This is a genomic window from Micromonospora rosaria (genome assembly GCF_001567585.1).
Taxonomy (GTDB): Bacteria; Actinomycetota; Actinomycetes; order Mycobacteriales; family Micromonosporaceae; genus Micromonospora; species Micromonospora rosaria.
In genome coordinates, this window is record NZ_LRQV01000004.1 from 79,178 (window position 1) to 95,858 (window position 16,681).

At 72.1% G+C, this 16,681-nt stretch carries 13 protein-coding genes and 1 pseudogene; 12 read left to right on the forward strand and 2 right to left on the reverse strand.

The features are described from left to right. Window positions 1-56 precede the first annotated feature (56 nt). From AWW66_RS02360 to truA, 9 genes and pseudogenes are all read left to right on the forward strand, one after another. A pseudogene (locus AWW66_RS02360) lies at window positions 57-617 on the forward strand (DUF1707 SHOCT-like domain-containing protein); the annotation flags it as partial. 458 nt (window positions 618-1,075) lie between these two features. Beyond that, window positions 1,076-1,297 carry a translation initiation factor IF-1 gene (gene infA / locus AWW66_RS02365; RefSeq protein WP_007073013.1) on the forward strand — a complete coding sequence of 74 codons (222 nt, stop codon included), beginning with the start codon at window positions 1,076-1,078 and terminating at the stop codon, window positions 1,295-1,297. 98 nt (window positions 1,298-1,395) lie between these two features. Further along, window positions 1,396-1,509, forward strand: coding sequence for a 50S ribosomal protein L36 (rpmJ, locus tag AWW66_RS02370; protein ID WP_043965539.1), 114 nt, complete (start codon window positions 1,396-1,398; stop codon window positions 1,507-1,509). A 263-nt stretch (window positions 1,510-1,772) separates the two neighbouring features. Beyond that, the gene (rpsM, locus tag AWW66_RS02375) at window positions 1,773-2,153 is read left to right on the forward strand and encodes a 30S ribosomal protein S13 (RefSeq protein WP_007073012.1); all 381 of its coding nucleotides are present in this window, start codon (window positions 1,773-1,775) and stop codon (window positions 2,151-2,153) included. Window positions 2,154-2,171: 18 nt separating this feature from the next. After that, complete coding sequence (gene rpsK, locus AWW66_RS02380; protein ID WP_007073011.1) at window positions 2,172-2,579, forward strand: 30S ribosomal protein S11; 408 nt, start codon at window positions 2,172-2,174, stop codon at window positions 2,577-2,579. A gap of 14 nt (window positions 2,580-2,593) precedes the next feature. Beyond that, window positions 2,594-3,220 carry a 30S ribosomal protein S4 gene (gene rpsD, locus AWW66_RS02385; RefSeq protein ID WP_067359631.1) on the forward strand — a complete coding sequence of 209 codons (627 nt, stop codon included), beginning with the start codon at window positions 2,594-2,596 and terminating at the stop codon, window positions 3,218-3,220. Window positions 3,221-3,318: 98 nt separating this feature from the next. Continuing rightward, window positions 3,319-4,341 carry a DNA-directed RNA polymerase subunit alpha gene (locus tag AWW66_RS02390; protein ID WP_013735931.1) on the forward strand — a complete coding sequence of 341 codons (1,023 nt, stop codon included), beginning with the start codon at window positions 3,319-3,321 and terminating at the stop codon, window positions 4,339-4,341. Between the two features lie 34 nt (window positions 4,342-4,375). After that, window positions 4,376-4,933, forward strand: coding sequence for a 50S ribosomal protein L17 (gene rplQ / locus AWW66_RS02395; RefSeq protein WP_067359632.1), 558 nt, complete (start codon window positions 4,376-4,378; stop codon window positions 4,931-4,933). Window positions 4,934-5,008: 75 nt separating this feature from the next. Further along, complete coding sequence (gene truA, locus AWW66_RS02400; protein ID WP_067359633.1) at window positions 5,009-5,836, forward strand: tRNA pseudouridine(38-40) synthase TruA; 828 nt, start codon at window positions 5,009-5,011, stop codon at window positions 5,834-5,836. 29 nt (window positions 5,837-5,865) lie between these two features. Here the strand turns inward: truA and AWW66_RS02405 are convergent, their stop codons facing one another. After that, window positions 5,866-7,017, reverse strand: coding sequence for a hypothetical protein (locus tag AWW66_RS02405; RefSeq protein ID WP_067359634.1), 1,152 nt, complete (start codon window positions 7,015-7,017; stop codon window positions 5,866-5,868). 271 nt (window positions 7,018-7,288) lie between these two features. Between AWW66_RS02405 and AWW66_RS02410 the strand changes: the two genes are divergently transcribed. From AWW66_RS02410 to AWW66_RS02420, 3 genes are all read left to right on the forward strand, one after another. Continuing rightward, the gene (locus AWW66_RS02410) at window positions 7,289-7,894 is read left to right on the forward strand and encodes a class I SAM-dependent methyltransferase (protein WP_067359664.1); all 606 of its coding nucleotides are present in this window, start codon (window positions 7,289-7,291) and stop codon (window positions 7,892-7,894) included. Window positions 7,895-7,935: 41 nt separating this feature from the next. Next, on the forward strand, window positions 7,936-9,612 hold the full coding sequence (locus AWW66_RS02415) for an ATP-binding cassette domain-containing protein (protein WP_067359635.1): 1,677 nt from the start codon (window positions 7,936-7,938) through the stop codon (window positions 9,610-9,612). Window positions 9,613-9,691: 79 nt separating this feature from the next. Continuing rightward, window positions 9,692-10,636 (forward strand): aldo/keto reductase, encoded by a 945-nt coding sequence (locus AWW66_RS02420; protein WP_067359636.1) that lies wholly within the window; start codon window positions 9,692-9,694, stop codon window positions 10,634-10,636. A gap of 139 nt (window positions 10,637-10,775) precedes the next feature. Here AWW66_RS02420 and AWW66_RS02425 read toward each other — a convergent pair whose 3' ends face one another. Next, the gene (locus AWW66_RS02425) at window positions 10,776-16,649 is read right to left on the reverse strand and encodes a ThuA domain-containing protein (RefSeq protein ID WP_067359637.1); all 5,874 of its coding nucleotides are present in this window, start codon (window positions 16,647-16,649) and stop codon (window positions 10,776-10,778) included. Between the last annotated feature and the right edge of the window lie 32 nt (window positions 16,650-16,681).

The following is a 16,681-nucleotide window of genomic DNA, read 5'->3' on the forward strand; positions in this document are numbered from 1 at the left end:
GTACCGGCTGGTCCGCCGGGGGTGGTGCCTGGCAGGGGGATGGCATGCTTGTCGCCATGGACGGACGCGACGGGATGCGGGCTGCGGACGCGGACCGTGAGGTGGTGGCCGGCCGGCTGCGGGTGGCGCTCGACGAGGGACGACTGGACCTGCACGAGTACGACGAGCGCCTCCAGCGGGCGTACACCGCGAAGACGTACGGCGACCTGGACGCCGTGGTGGCCGACCTGCCCGCCCCGGCGACGGGCGGCACCGGGGTGGCCGTGCCCCCGCCGGCGCAACCGGCGGTTCCCGGTACGGCTGTGGCGACCCGGTCGCCGACCGCCCGGTGGCTGGCGGAGAACTGGGAGCCGTACCTCACGACGGTCGGCATCGTGGTGGCGATCTGGGGCGTGATCGCCGTGTTGGGCGCCGGCTGGCACTACTTCTGGCCGGGCTGGGTGGCCGGGCCGTGGGGCGCCGTGCTGCTGGTGCACACGGTGGTCGGGCTGGCCACCGGGGAGCCGGCGCGCTGGGCGGCCGAGCAGGAGCGCAAGCGGCTGCGCAAGCTTGAGAAGCGGGAGCGCAAGCGCGAGGTGAAGGCGGCCCGCAAGGACCGCGATCTCGCCGCCGGACCGGCCCCGACCATCGGCACCGAACCGGTCGTCCCGGGCGGTGACGCCGCATCGGGGACGTCGGGGCGCACACCCGACGCAGGGGCGCCGGAGCTCACCGCCGGGCCGACCGCGTCGGAGGTTCGGGACGAGCTACCGGAGCTGCGGGACGACCGGGCGGACGCGCGGGGACGGCGGGCGGCGGACGGCGGTTTCCGCGCCTGAGCGCCGCCTGGGCACCGCCGCTTCCTCCGATCCGGTGACGAGCGGGGTGGCCGGTTTGGCGACCGCCGGTGGGCGGGCGTACACTTTCTGATCGGCGCACAGCGTCCACTCCGGCATGCCCACCCTGCGCTTCGGTGGGGCCGGAGCCGCGGCTGGTCCGGGCCAGGTGATCATGATCCTTCGTAGGGTCGTGGTCCGGGGTCCGGGTAAGGCGTTGTGGGCCGTCCGGAGCAACCGACGTCAGGACAGCGGAGGACATGCCGAAAAAAGACGGAGCCATCGAGATCGAGGGTCGGGTCATCGAGCCCCTGCCGAACGCCATGTTCCGGGTGGAGCTCGCGAACGGCCACAAGGTGTTGGCTCACATCAGCGGCAAGATGCGGCAGCACTACATCCGTATCCTGCCGGAGGACAGGGTCGTCGTCGAACTGTCGCCGTACGACCTGACCCGCGGGCGCATCGTCTACCGCTACAAGTAACCGAACCTGACGGCGGGCCGGGGACGTCCCGTGTCCGTCTTCGACGTCCGGATCGCGTGTGAACGCGGCTTCCGGGCCAGATGGGAAGTAAGGCAACCGTGAAGGTCAAGCCGAGCGTCAAGAGGATCTGCAACAAGTGCCGGGTGATCCGCCGGCACGGCCGGGTCATGGTCATCTGCAGCGACCCGCGCCACAAGCAGCGCCAGGGCTGATCAGCCCGACCGGTCGGTGACCCGGCCGGTCGAGTTGTCGTCCGGGCCGCAGATCCAGCCAACACCTCACCAGCTCGCCCCAGCCCCGAGCGGTACGCACGGCGTACCTTCTCGTGGTTGACCCCCGGTCGGAGGCCGGGGCCCGCTCGGGCAGCGGCCGACCCCGGTCGCCGGCGCACCTGCGTCGGAAGGACGGGACGGCCGGTAGCGGGATGGGACGGGTCCACACCTCCGCCAGAACACCACGAGGAGCACGCCCGCACATGGCACGTCTAGTCGGCGTCGACCTCCCCCGCGAGAAGCGGATGGAGATCGCGCTCACCTACATCTTCGGCGTGGGTCGGACCCGCGCCCTGGAGACGCTCGCCGCCACCGGCATCTCGCCGGACAAGCGCGCCCGGGACCTCACGGACGAGGAGCTGGTCCAGCTCCGCGACCACATCGAGGCCAACTACAAGGTTGAAGGCGACCTGCGCCGCGAGGTCGCCGCCGACATCCGCCGCAAGGTCGAGATCGGCTGCTACGCCGGTATCCGGCACCGCCGGGGTCTGCCCGTGCGTGGCCAGCGGACGCGGACCAACGCGCGTACCCGCAAGGGCCCGAAGCGGACCGTCGCCGGCAAGAAGAAGCCCGGCAAGAAGTAATTAGGAGCGCACAGACTTATGCCACCGAAGGCTCGTGCCGGAGCCGCAGTCAAGAAGGTCCGGCGCAAGGAACGCAAGAACGTCGCCCACGGGCAGGCGCACATCAAGAGCACCTTCAACAACACCATCGTCTCCATCACGGACCCGACCGGTGCCGTCATCTCCTGGGCCTCCGCGGGCCAGGTCGGCTTCAAGGGTTCGCGCAAGTCGACCCCGTTCGCCGCGCAGCTGGCCGCCGAGGCCGCCGCGCGCCGGGCGATGGAGCACGGCATGCGCAAGGTCGACGTGTTCGTCAAGGGCCCCGGCTCCGGCCGGGAGACCGCGATCCGTTCGCTGCAGGCCGTCGGGCTGGAGGTCGGGCAGATCTCCGACGTCACCCCGCAGCCGCACAACGGGTGCCGTCCGCCGAAGCGTCGCCGGGTCTGAGAGGTTAGAGAGAGATGGCTCGTTACACCGGTGCTGACTGCCGCCGTTGCCGGCGGGAGAAGATGAAGCTGTTCCTCAAGGGCAGCAAGTGCGATGGCCCGAAGTGCCCCTTCGAGTCCCGGCCGTTCCCGCCCGGGCAGCACGGGCGGGGTCGCACCAAGGAGACGGAGTACCTGCTCCAGCTCCGTGAGAAGCAGAAGGCCCGCCGGATCTACGGCGTGCTGGAGAAGCAGTTCCACGGTTACTACGTGGAGGCCGTGGCCAAGCAGGCCAAGACCGGTGAGGTGCTGCTCCAGATCCTCGAGTCGCGGCTGGACAACGTCGTGTACCGGGCCGGCTTCGCCAAGTCCCGGGACATGGCCCGGCAGCTCGTGAAGCACGGTCACCTCACGGTGAACGGCAAGAAGGTCGACATCCCGTCGTACCGCGTCAAGGAGCACGACATCATCGAGGTGCGGGCCAAGAGCAAGGAGCTCACCCCGTTCATCGTGGCGCAGGCCGAGGCCGGCTCGCGGACCGTTCCGGCCTGGCTGGAGGTCATCCCGAGCAACATGAAGATCCTCGTGCACTCGCTCCCGGCCCGGCAGGTCATCGACACCCAGGTCCAGGAGCAGCTGATCGTCGAGCTCTACTCCAAGTAGTCGCGAGCTCGTTGCGGTGGCCCGCCCTTCCCGGGCGGGCCACCGGAGGCATTCAGGTGGGCGTCATATGGCGGGCGCCCCGGAAGAGAAGAGAAGGCATGCTCATCAGCCAGCGACCGACCCTCTCCGAGGAGTCGATCAACGAGACCCGGTCCCGGTTCACCATCGAGCCGCTGGAGCCGGGCTTCGGCTACACCCTCGGCAACTCGCTGCGGCGTACGCTGCTGTCGTCCATCCCGGGCGCGGCGGTGACCTCGATCAAGATCGACGGGGTGCTGCACGAGTTCACCACGATCCCCGGGGTCAAGGAGGACGTGGTCGAGCTCGTCATGAACATCAAGGAGCTGTGCGTCAGCTCCGAGCACGACGAGCCGGTCAGCATGTACCTGCGCAAGCAGGGCCCGGGCGACGTGACCGCGGGGGACATCCAGCCCCCGGCCGGCGTCTCGGTGCACAACCCGGACCTCAAGCTCGCCACCCTCAACGGCAAGGGCCGGCTCGACATGGAGCTGACCGTCGAGCGGGGTCGCGGCTACGTCACGGCGGCCCAGAACAAGCAGGCGGGTGCCGAGATCGGCCGGATCCCGGTCGACTCGATCTACTCGCCGGTGCTCAAGGTGACGTACCGCGTCGAGGCGACCCGGGTCGAGCAGCGGACCGACTTCGACCGGCTGATCATCGACGTCGAGACCAAGCCGTCGATGGGCCCGCGTACCGCGCTGGCCTCCGCCGGTTCGACGCTGGTGGAGCTCTTCGGCCTGGCCCGGGAGCTGGACGAGACCGCCGAGGGTATCGACATCGGCCCCTCCCCGCAGGACGCGCAGCTCGCGGCGGACCTCGCTCTGCCGATCGAGGAGCTGGACCTCACCGTCCGGTCCTACAACTGCCTCAAGCGCGAGGGCATCAACAGTGTCGGTGAGCTGATCGGGCGCACCGAGGCCGACCTTCTCGACATCCGCAACTTCGGCCAGAAGTCGATCGACGAGGTCAAGATGAAGCTGGCCGGGATGGGCCTGGGGCTGAAGGACTCGGCGCCCAACTTCGACCCGGCGCACGTCGTGGACGCCTTCGGTGAGGCCGACTACGACACCGACGACTACCGCGAGACCGAGCAGCTCTAGTCCCGGCTGCCGCCACACCTGAGGAGCACCAAGCATGCCCACGCCCACCAAGGGCCCCCGCCTCGGCGGCAGCCCCGCGCACGAGCGGCTGATGCTGGCCAACCTGGCCACCGCGCTGTTCCAGCACGGCAAGATCAAGACCACCGAGACGAAGGCCCGCCGCCTGCGTCCGATCGCCGAGCGGCTGATCACCAAGGCAAAGCGCGGTGACCTGGCCTCCCGGCGTCGGGTGCTGGGCGTCGTCAAGGACAAGGACGTGGTCTTCGCCCTGTTCGACCAGATCGCGCCCCGGTACGCCAACCGCAACGGTGGCTACACCCGGATCGTGAAGACCGGGCCGCGCAAGGGCGACAACGCCCCCATGGCGGTCATCGAGCTGGTCGAGGAGCTGCAGGCCGCCGAGCCGAAGGCGAACAAGAAGACCGCCGCCCGCAAGGCCGCCCAGCAGGACAAGGTCGAGGCCCTGGCCCCGGCAGAGGAGACCCCGGCCACCGCCGCGGGCGACCAGGACGCCGAGGCTCCGGTCTCGGCCTCCGGCGACACCGCCGCTGCCCGCGAGGACAGCGACGAGGCCACCGAGAACAAGGCCTGAGCACACCCAGGCAGCGTCGTCGGGCCCGGCACCCTCTCGGGGGTGTCGGGCCCGACCCGTGAGGCGGAGGTACGAGTGGACGAGCGGACCCGGCTGCGGCTGGACGTCTCGTACGACGGCACGGACTTCTCCGGGTGGGCCGCCCAGCCGACCCGGCGCACCGTCGCCGGGGTGCTCACCGACACCCTGGACCTGGTCCTCGGTGCGGGGACCGCGACCGGGCTGACGGTGGCCGGCCGGACCGACGCCGGGGTGCACGCCACCGGCCAGGTCTGCCACCTCGACCTGCCCACCGACGTGTGGCGGGAGCACGACGGGCGGCTGCTGCGCCGGCTGGCCCGGCTGCTCCCCACCGACGTGCGGGTACGGGCGATGACCGAGGTGCCGGCGGACTTCGACGCCCGCTTCTCGGCCACCTTCCGCCGGTACGAGTACCGGGTCACCGACGCGGTGTACGGGGTGCAGCCGCTGCGCCGGCACGAGATCCTGGCCTGGCCGAAGCCGCTCGACCCGGACCTGCTCAACGCCGCGGCGGCGGGGCTGGTGGGGGAGCACGACTTCGCGGCGTACTGCCGGCGCAAGGAGAACGCGACCACGCTGCGGGAGGTGTCCCGGCTGGACTGGCGGCGTGACCCGGACGGCATCCTGGTCGCCACCGTGCAGGCCGACGCGTTCTGCCAGGCGATGGTCCGCAGCCTGGTCGGCGCGATGCTGGTCGCCGGGGACGGGCGCCGCCCGGTGGACTGGCCGGGGACCCTGCTCACCCGGCGGGAGCGGGCCAGTGAGGTGACCGTGGCCCCGGCGCACGGGCTGACCCTGGTCGCGGTCGGCTATCCGGACGACCCGGCCGAGTACGCCCGCCGCGCCGACCTCACCCGCCGCCTGCGGGTGCCCACCGCGTAGGGCGGTACCGCCCCGGGTGGCGGGTGTGCTCAGTCGTCCTGTCGGGTCCGGGAGCCGTCGTCGCGCCGGCCGGCGTCGGGGGCGGCCTGGTCCACGTCGCCGGCCTCGTCGCCCGTCCGGTCGCCGTTGACGCCCGAGGTCGGCTGGCCGGCCGTGCCGCCGTTCGCGCGCCGTTCCAGCACCTCCTGGTCGAGGTGCAGTTCGATGAGGTCGAAGAGAACGTCGCGGACGGCCTGGTCGTCGGCGGAGATGGGGGCCCCGTCGGCGCGGACCACCAGGCTGTACGCCAGGTAGTGGCCGCGTACCTGCCAGCCGACCCGGGCGGGGGCGCTGGTCAGGGCGGCGGTGTCGTCGCCGGCGGGCAGGCCCCGGAACCGGCCCTGCCGGTCGTCGAGGACGTCCCGGATGCGGTCGCGCGCCCGCTCGGCGTTGGTCAGGTCGGGCAGGTTGAGCAGGCCGGCGGTGACCAGGTACGTCCCGTCGGGGGAGCGCAGGGTGGCCCGGACGACCTGGCTGCACCCGAGCCGGGCCAGCAGATCCGCGACCTCGCCGGTGGCGGCGGTCGCGCAGCTTCCGCTGGACTGCGTCTTCAGCACCCGGTACGTCGACTGGGCGGGGCCGATGGTCAGCTCCTTCTTCGGGAAGACCTCCCGGCTGGTCAGGGGCGCCTGGTCGGTGTCGCGGGAGTCGATGTCCTGCCGCTCGACGGCGACCGGCGGGGAGGTGACCGGCGCGCCCGCCGGGGCGACCGGGGTCTGCGGGGTCCGGTCCACGAACAGGGCGGCGGCGGCCAGCCCGGTCAGCGCGAACAGCGCCAGCACGGCCGCGCCGCCGACCAGGACCTGCCAGTTGCGGCCGCCAGCGGTCCGGTACCCGTGGGCCGGGCCCAGGGCCCGGCCGGGCGGGTACCCCTCGTCGTGCTCGGGGGTACGCACCGGCGCCGGCTCGGCGACGTGCTGGACCCGGGGCGGTGCCGGCTCCGCCACGGCGCGCGCCTCGACCGGGACGGGCCGGGCGCTGGCGGAGCGCACCGGCCGGACCGGCTGGGGCAGCGACGGGGTGGGGAACCGCGACGGCGACGGCCCGGTGCGGGCCGGCCGGTCGGACAACACCGACAGGTCGGTCCCGGGGCGCGGGGATTCGAGCTGGCTGTCCTCACCGGACTCGTACCGATAGACCATGGTGCCTAGATTAGGAGCTAATGTCCCTTTAGGGGATAATTTGGGAAAATCAAGCGTCCACGCGGTCGAATTCCGGCTCCGGGTGCCCCCGCCCGTTCCGGACGCGAAGCCCCCTCCAGGGCCCACGGTCACACCGTGCCTAACCGGCGGACGCCGGGCCAGGATGCGCGGGTGCCGGCGAGGTGCGACCGACCGGGGTGCCCGGGCCGGACCCGCGGGTGCTGCCGAGCCGTCGGCGGCGGGGCTGCGGGCCGGTGCGAGAATGCCGGACGTGACCGGGGACCACTACTTCACCGCCGAGCCCACGGCCGCCGCTGCGCCACGGGAGGTCGAGTTCTCCGTCGCCGGGCGGGACTGGACCCTCGCCTCGGCCGCCGGGGTCTTCTCCGCCGACCGGCTCGACCCCGGTACGACGGTCCTGCTGCGCAAGGCCGACCTGCCGACCGCCGCCACCACCGGCGCGCTGCTCGACCTGGGCTGCGGCTTCGGCCCGATCGCCTGCGTGCTGGCCACCTCGGCACCGGCGGCCACCGTCTGGGCGGTCGACGTCAACGAGCGCGCCCGGGGCCTCACCGCCGCGAACGCGGCCCGGGTCGGCGTGGCCGACCGGGTCCGGGTGGCCGCGCCGGACGACGTGCCGCCGGAGGTCACCTTCGCCCAGCTCTGGTCCAACCCGCCGATCCGGATCGGCAAGGCCGAGTTGCACGCGCTGCTGCTGCGCTGGCTGCCCCGGCTCGCCCCGGACGGGGTCGGCTGGCTGGTGGTCGCCCGGCACCTCGGCGGCGACTCGCTCCAGCGCTGGCTGGTCGAGCAGGGCTGGCGGGTCGAGCGGCACGCCAGCCAGAAGGGGTACCGGGTGCTGCGGGTCACCCGGTAATTGGTTGTCGCCGGGCGGGCGCTCTCGGGCAGGATGCCGGCGTGGGATATGTGGACGTGGCAGCGGTCGGGCACGTCCTGCCCGACGGCCGCGAGTTGCTGCGCGACGTGTCGTTCCGGGTGGGCGAGGGTGCCAAGATCGCCCTGGTCGGGCCGAATGGCGCGGGGAAGACGACGCTGCTGCGCATGGTCGCCGGCGACCTGCCGGTGCGCAGCGGCAGCGTGGCTCGCTCCGGTGGGCTCGGCGTCATGCGCCAGTTCATCGGCATGATCGGCGACGAGTCGACCCTCGCCGACCTGGCCCTGGGTCTCGTCCCGCCCGCCCTGCGCGAGGCCGGCCGCCGGCTCGCCGACACCGAGGCGGCGATGCGCGCGGCCGAGGCGCGCGGCACGGACAGCACCGCCGCCGGCAAGGCCCAACTGGCGTACGCGAACGCGCTCGCCGCCTGGGGCGAGATCGGCGGGTACGACGCGGAGGTACTCTTCGACACCGTCGCCACGGTGGTGCTCGACCAGCCGTGGGACGCGGTACGGGACCGGCCGGTGCGGACCCTCTCCGGCGGTCAGCAGAAACGCTTCGCGCTGGAGTTGCTGCTGCGCGGCACCGACGAGGTGCTGCTGCTGGACGAGCCGGACAACTTCCTCGACGTGCCCGGCAAGCGCTGGCTGGAGGGGCGGCTGCGGGAGTCGGCCAAGTCGGTGCTCTACGTCTCGCACGACCGGGAACTGCTGGCCCGTACCGCCGACCGGGTGGTGACCGTGGAGGGCGGCAGCGCCTGGGTGCACCCGGGCGGCTTCACGAGCTGGCACGAGGCCCGGGTGGCCCGGCACGCCCGCCTCGACGAGCAGCGCCGCCGCTGGGACGAGGAGCACCAGAAACTGCGCGAGCTGATGCTGATGTACAAGCAGAAGGCCGCGTACAACGACGGGCTGGCGTCCCGGTACCAGGCGGCGCAGACCCGGCTGCGCAAGTTCGAGGAGGCCGGGCCGCCGCCCGTACCCCCGAAGGAGCAGGACATCCGGATGCGGCTGGCCGGCGGGCGGACCGGCAAGCGCGCGGTGATCTGCGAACAGCTCGAACTCGACGGCCTGACCTACCCGTTCGACCTGGAACTCTGGTACGGCGACCGGGTCGCGGTGCTCGGCGCCAACGGCACCGGCAAGTCGCACTTCCTGCGGCTGCTGGCCCGGGGCGGCAGCGACCCGGACCCGGCCACCGGCCCGGTCGACGGGGCCGCCGCGCTCGCCCCGGTGGCCCACGACGGGGTGGCCCGGCTCGGCGCGCGGGTCCGCCCCGGGCACTTCTCGCAGACCCACGACCGGCCCGAGCTGACGGACCGGACGCTGGTCGAGATCCTCTGGCGGGGCGACGAGCACCGGGCCGGGATGGACCGGCACGCCGCGATGGGCGCGCTGAGCCGGTACGAGCTGGCCGGCCAGGGCGACCAGCGGTTCGGCACCCTCTCCGGCGGGCAGCAGGCGCGCTTCCTGGTGCTGCTGCTGGAGCTGTCCGGGGCGACCCTGCTGCTGCTCGACGAGCCGACCGACAACCTCGACCTGGCCAGCGCCGAGGCGCTGGAGGCGGGACTGGCGGCCTTCGCCGGCACCGTCGTCGCGGTGACCCACGACCGCTGGTTCACCCGCTCCTTCGACCGCTTCGTGCTGTTCCGCGGCGACGGCGAGGTGGTGGAGACCCCCGAGCCGGTCTGGGGGGTGTAAGGAAGGGCCCCTTCTCAACGCGTAACGGTGGAGAGGGGCCCCTTCCTCACCGCTCGCCTAGGCTGGGGCGGTGACTGAGATGACCTACCGCCGGCTGGGCGACTCCGGGCTCGTGGTCTCCACGGTCGGCGTCGGCTGCAACAACTTCGGCCGCAAGCTCGACCTGGACGGTACCCGCACGGTGGTCGACGCCGCGCTCGACGCCGGGATCACTCTCTTCGACACCGCCGACATCTACGGCGAGCCGCAGGGCAGCTCCGAGGAGCTGCTCGGGCAGGTGCTCAAGGGACGCCGCGACGACGTGGTGCTGGCGACCAAGTTCGGCATGGACATGCGCGGGGCGAACGGCCCGGACTTCGGCGCCCGGGGCGCCCGGCGGTACGTCGCGCGGGCGGTGGAGGCGTCGCTGCGCCGGCTCGGCACCGACCACATCGACCTGTACCAGATGCACGAGCCGGACCCGGGCACCCCGATCGAGGAGACCCTGGCGGCGCTGGACGACCTGGTCCGCGCCGGCAAGGTGCGGTACCTGGGGAACTCGAACTTCACCGGCTGGCAGATCGCCGACGCCGACTGGACCGCCCGGACCGGCGGCACGAGCCGGTTCGTCAGCGCGCAGAACCAGTACAGCCTGCTGGAACGGGACGTCGAGGCGGAGGTGGTGCCGGCCTGCGAGCGGTTCGGGCTCGGCCTGCTGCCGTTCTTCCCGCTCGCCGACGGGCTGCTCACCGGCAAGTACCGCCGGGGCGGGACGCCCCCGGCCGGCAGCCGCCTCGCCGGCAGCGGCCGGTACGCGCAGCGCCTGGCCGGCGCCGACTGGGACACCATCGAGGCGATCGAGGCGTTCGCCGCCGAGCGGGACCTCTCCCTGCTCCAGGTGGCCATCGGCGGGCTGGCCGCCCAACCGGCGGTCACCTCGGTGATCGCCGGCGCGACCACCCCCGAGCAGGTCCGCGCCAACGCGGCGGCCGGCACCTGGCAGCCCACCGCCGACGACCTCACCGCCCTGCGCGCCGTCCTCTGACCGCCCCCGCCCGGCCTCGGCCGAGACCACCGGCCGACGGGCCGGGGGCGTGTCCCGAGGTACGCGCGGGACGGCTGCGGGGGAAAGAGCGGGTGCCCGCCCGCCGCCAGGAACGGCGACGGACGGGCACCCGGTTCGGTCAGAGCTGGCCGCTCGGGGCGATCCGGGTCGGATCGTCGTCGAGCCGGCCGGTGCCGTCGACCTTCTTGCCGTCGTTCGCCTTCACGCCGGCCTTGCTGGCCTCGCCGCCGAGCCGGACGATCATGGCGTCGGCGTCCCGGACCAGGACCTCCCGGATCTCGGTCTCGGTGACCAACTCGGCGTCGGCCGCGAGCGCCCGGAACGCGGTGAGCTGCTGCACCGCCCGCTTGTCGTTGCCGGCCGCCTCCGAGGTCCGGACCGCCGTCAGCTTGTTGGTCAGCTTCCGGTGGGCCACGTTGGAGAGCCGCCCGGTCGACGTGAACCGGTCGATCAGGTTCTGCATGTCCCGGAACGAGGTGGTGACGAAGAACCGGACCGTCGAGGTGGTCTTGTTGCCCGCCTTGTCGGTCGCGGTCACGGTCAGCTCGTGCAGGCCGAGCGGCAGCTCGTACATGGCCTGCAGGGTGCCGCTGGCGTACGGCTGGCCGTTGAGCGTGCCCACCACTGACTGGATGCCGGAGGTCGGGTCGACCGCCTGCCAGGTGATCCGCACGTCCTGGCTGTCGCCGTAGAGCTGGCCGTCGGCGATCCCGGACACCAGCAGCGTCGGCTTGGTGCCGTCGATGCGGACCACCGCCGACTTCAGCGTCTCGACGTTGCCGGCGCTGTCGGTGGCCCGGTAGAGCAGCTCGTGCTGCCCGTCACCGCTGATCTCGATCGGGCCGGTGTACGGCGTCCAGTCGCCGCCGCCCAGCGACCACTCCAGCAGCTTCACCCCGGAACCGGCGTCGGTCGAGGTGAGCACCACCGGGACCGTACCGTCGTGCCAGCCCTCGTCGTTCGCCGGAGCGAACGCCGCCGTGCTGACCGGCGCGGTGGTGTCGATCCGGACGGTGACCGACTTCGTCTCCTCGACGTTGCCGGCCTCGTCCGTGGAGCGGAACCGCAGCTCGTGCTCCCCGTCACCGGTGATCTCCACCGGGGCGGTGTACGCGGTCCACGCGGTGGCCCCGCCGAGCTGGTACTCGGTGCGGGCCACCCCGCTGCCACCGGCCTCGTCGGTCGCGGTCAGGGTGACCGTGGTCGCCGCGGTGTGCCAGCCGTCGACCGGGGTGCCGGCGACCTCCGCCGTGGTCACCGGGGCGGTGCCGTCGACCTGCCCGGTGGTGAGCCGGAAGTAGTCGAACGACGCCGTCTTGCGGGCGGTCTGGTTGGCCCCGAGGGTGAACAGACCCACCTTCGGGGTGGCCCCCACGGCGGTGCTGGTCAGCTCGCCCAGGGACGTCCAGTCCTCCCCGTCGGCCGAGTACGACGCGGTGTACGTGTCACCGGTGCGGGCCAGCCGCAGGTGCCACACCGAACCGGTCAGGTTCTCGACGTTCGGCTGCGGGTTCTGCACCGCCCCGCCGACCTCACTGCGGAACTCGAGCCGCCGGGTGACCGGCTGGCCGGGCGAGTTGTCCACGATGTAGTCGAACTTGAGGTAGTTGTCGTCGTCCGCGTACACCAGCAGACCCGCCTGCTGGTACTGCTCGTTCAGCAGGCTGCCGTCGACCTTCGTCTCCACGGTCCAGTCGCCCGAGGGCGCGTTCTGCAGGACGAAGTTCGTCGGCCCGGTGTTGTCGGTCCCGTAGATGTCACCGTTCGGCACGTCGATGCGCAGCGCGCCGTCGGTCACCCGGTACGCGGTCGCGTCCTCCCGGACGATCGCGTTCCACCGGCACTTGTCCAGCGCGTTCCCGGTGAACTCGTCCGACGGGGCCACCGGCTCGGCCGGGGTGTCCGGCGTGAACTGGAACCAGTCGAACTCGGCGTTCACCACCGGCGCGGTGGTGCCCCCGTTGAGGGCGAAGAGGCCGATCTGCGGGTTGGTGATCCCGGCCAAAGCGGCCGAGCGGCCGACCGGGGTGAAGGTCTGCCCGTCGGCCGAGAAGGCCGCGGTCAGGTTCGTGCCGTCGCTGGTCAGCCGCAGGTGGATGGTGTCACCGGCGGGGGCGGCGGTGGCGTCGGCTCCCTCGTTGCGGGGGGACCCGGCGGTCTCCCGGATGAACTCGACCTTCTTGTTGCCGCCGAAGAGCAGGTCCACCTTGGCGTAGTTGTCGTCGTCGCCGTACAGGATCAGGCCCGCCTGCTGGTAGTCGGCGGTGACCGGCACGGTGACCTTGGTGGTGGCCTGCCAGGCCCCGGCGGGCACCGGCTGGAGGACCAGGTTGGTCGCGTCGTTGCGGTTGCCGTACAGGTCACCCACGCCGGTGGGCAGGCGCAGGACACCCCCGGCGACCGCGTACGACTGGTTCTCCCGGACCACGGTCTGCCACCGCTGGCGGTCCAGCTCGGTACCGCTGAAGTCGTCCGAGCGGACCCCGAAGCAGGAGGTCGTCGGCGCGTCCACCTTCACCTGGACGGTGGCGTACCCCTTGGCCCCGCGCTTGTCGGTCACCGTCAGGGTGGCGGTGAAGGTGCCCGGGGCGGTGTACGTGTGCTCGGCGTTCAGGGTGTCCGCCGTGCCGCCGTCACCGAAGTCCCAGGCGTACGTGAACGGGGTGTCGTCCTCGGGGTCGGTGGCGGTGCCGGCGAAGGCCACGGTCAGCGGCGCGGTGCCGCTGGTCGGGGTGGCCGTGGCGGTCACCGTCGGCGGCGTGTTGTCGGTGACGCCCTTGCCGAGGAAGTCCATCCAGTTGACGTTGAACAGGCTGCTCGTGGCCCCGGCCGGGGACCGGGCCACGAAGTACAGCGTGCCGCCCGCGTCGGCGTCCGCCGGTACCTGCGCGGTGACGTCGGTGTACGTCTGCCACCCGCCGGTGCCGGGCACGTCGACGGAGGTGATCAGCGCCCCGTCGGCGGCACCGGCGCGGACCTCCAGCCGGCCGCCGGAGCCCTGCGCGGCGACCCGGAACCGGATCGCGTCGATCCCGGTCAGGCTGGCCGGCTGGACCGACCACCAGTCGCCGTCCTCGATCCAGCCGATGTTCTGGCCGCCACCGGCGGTGTCCCCGGTGGTCTCCTTGCCCACACCGGGGTCGCCGCCGCCGACGCTGCCGGCGACCCGACCGGTGGCCGTGTAGTACTCGGCCTGCTTGCGCTTGGGCTGGAGGATCTCCAGCGCCCGGCCGGTGAGCGGCTCGGCCCCGCCGACGCCGCCCTTGTCGGTGTAGGTCGCCTCCAGCACGGTGAAGACGTTCGCCTCCTCACCGTGGCCGGCGGCGAGCTGGGTCTGCACCGTGCCGGTGCAGCCGGTGAGCTGGTCCAGCGGGTGGGCGTGCTCGTCGTGGCCGAGCAGGACCTGGAGGTTGACCTTGGTGCAGTCGATCTCGCCGTCCTCCGGGTCAGTCACCTTGATGGTGTACTTGACCTGGTCACCCCAGGTGAAGAAGCCGCCGTCCGGCGGGAACTCGATGGTGACGGTCGGCGCGGTGTTGCCGACGGTGACCGGGACGTTCGCCACGGCGGTACGGCCCTTGACGTTGGTCACGGTGAGCTGGGCGTTGTAGTTGCCCGCCTCGGCGTACGTGTGGGTGGGGTTGGCCTCGGTGGAGGAGTTCCCGTCGCCGAAGGTCCAGGCGTAGGTCAGCGCGCCGCCGTCGGGGTCCCGGGAGCCCTCGCTGGAGAAGGTGACCGTCAGCGGCGCCGCGCCGGAGGTCGGGTCGGCGCTGGCCTGGGCGATCGGGGCCCGGTCACCGGCGACGTAGTCGATCCGGTAGACCCCGGAGTTGTCGTTGTTGCCGCCGAAGCCGCTGCCCCACTCGATCAGGTACAGCGCACCGTCCGGGCCGAACTCGAAGTCCATCGGCCGGATGAAGGACATCCCGGTGAGCATCTGGTTGATGTCGACCAGGGACTTGCCGTCCTTGGTGACCTGCATGGTGTACATCTTCGACTGGTTCCACTCGCCGAAGATGGCCTTGCCGTCGTAGTACTTCGGCCACTTGCGGTCCGAGGTGCTGTCGGCGTCGTACCGGTAGACCGGGCCGCCCATGGGCGCGCCGCCGCCGCCGATCTCGGGGAAGCGGGGGTTGCCGCCGTAGCCGTAGTCGACGGTGGCCGGGATGGCCGGCGGCAGGGTGGTCAGGCCGGTGTTGTTGGGCGAGTTGTTGATCGGGGCGGCGCAGTCGAACTTCGCCCCGCTCGGCCCGGACGGGAACTGGTAGTCGTTGTACGCCTGGTTGGTGCCGGTGCAGTACGGCCAGCCGTAGTTGCCGGGCCGGTCGACGATGTTCCACTCCACCAGGCCCTCGGGGCCCCGGTTCGGGTTGGCCGAGCCGGCGTCCGGCCCGTAGTCGGCCACGTAGAGCGTGTCCGTGGCCGGGTCGATGCCCATCCGGAACGGGTTACGGAAGCCCATCCCGTAGATCTCGGGGCGGGTCTTCTCGGTGCCCGGCGGGAAGAGGTTCCCCTCCGGAATGGTGTACGTCCCGTCGTCCTCCGGGTGGATCCGGAGCACCTTGCCGCGCAGGTCGTTGGTGTTGCCGGAGGTCCGCTGGGCGTCGTAGTCCTGGCGTCCCGGCCGCTCGTCGATCGGGGTGAAGGCGCTGGACTCGAAGGGGTTGGTGTTGTCCCCGGTGGCCAGGTACAGGTTGCCGGCCGAGTCGAACGCCATCGTGCCGCCCGCGTGGCAGCAGGTGTTGCGCTGGGTGGTGACCTCCAGCACGACCTTCTCGCTGGCCAGGTCGATGCTGTCCCCGCTGACCGTGAACCGCGACAGGTAGTTGCGGGGGCCGCCGCCGTTGGGCGCGTAGTAGAGGTACACCCAGTTGTTGGTGGCGAAGTCCGGGTCCAGCCGGATGCCGATCAGGCCGTCCTCGTTGCCGGTGAAGACGTCCAGGTCGATCGCGGTGACGGTGTTGCCGGTGTCGGGCTTGACGATCTGCACCCGGCCGTCCCGCTCGATGTAGAAGACCCGCCCGTCGGGGGCGACGTCCAGCTCCATCGGGTTGCTGGTGTTGCTGTCCAGCGTGACCTTCTCGAAGCTCGACGTCTGGGAGGCGGCGCAGTCGGAGTCGACCACCCCGGCGGCGGTCTGGATGCCCCCGAGCAGGTGCTCCAGGAACTCCGGCTCGGCGAACGACTCGTTGGTGTGGCCGCCACCGGTGTACCAGGCCCGGCCGCCGTCGTACTCCTGGCACCAGGCGATCGGGTGGTCGTGGCCCATCGCCCCGGCGCCCGGGTTGTAGCTCGTCTCGTCCAGGCTGGCCAGGACGTGCACCTGCGAGCGCGGGTTCGAGCGGAAGTTGTACCACTCGTCGTAGCGCTCCCAGCGCTCCGGCAGGTGCTCGGTGGAGTCGTGCGCGTGGTCCTCGACCTTGACGGTGGCCGTCTGGTTGGCCGGGTGGTTGGCGAAGTAGGCGCCGACCAGCTTGCCGTACCACTCCCAGCTGTACTCGGTGTCGGAGGCGGCGTGCACGCCGGCGTACCCGCCACCGCCCTGGATGTAGCGCTCGAACGCGGCCTGCTGCCCGGCGTCGAGGACGTCCCCGGTGGTGGAGAGCCAGACGACGGCCTTGTACTTCGCCAGGTTCGCGTCGGTGAACGCGGCGCCGTCCTCGGTGGTGTCGACGGTGAACCCGTTCGCCGCACCGAGTTGCTGGATGGCCGTGATACCGGCCGGGATGGAGCCGTGCCGGAACCCGGCGGTCTTCGAGAAGACCAGGATCGAGTACGGCTCGGCGGCGGCGGTCCGCGCGGCCGGCGCCGGTGCGGGCTTCGGTGCCGGCTGGGCCAGCGCGGCCGGGGCCGCCTGGGCGAGCGCGGCCGTGGGTGCGGTGGTGGGGGCGGCCTGGGCGGGCGCGCCGATCATGGTGGTGGTGAGGGTGAGGGTGATCAGGGCCGCGGGAAGGGCGCCGCGCGGCGGTCTGATGCGGCGGGATAGGGACACGAGGTCTCCTCTGTCCGTACTGGACGACGGCG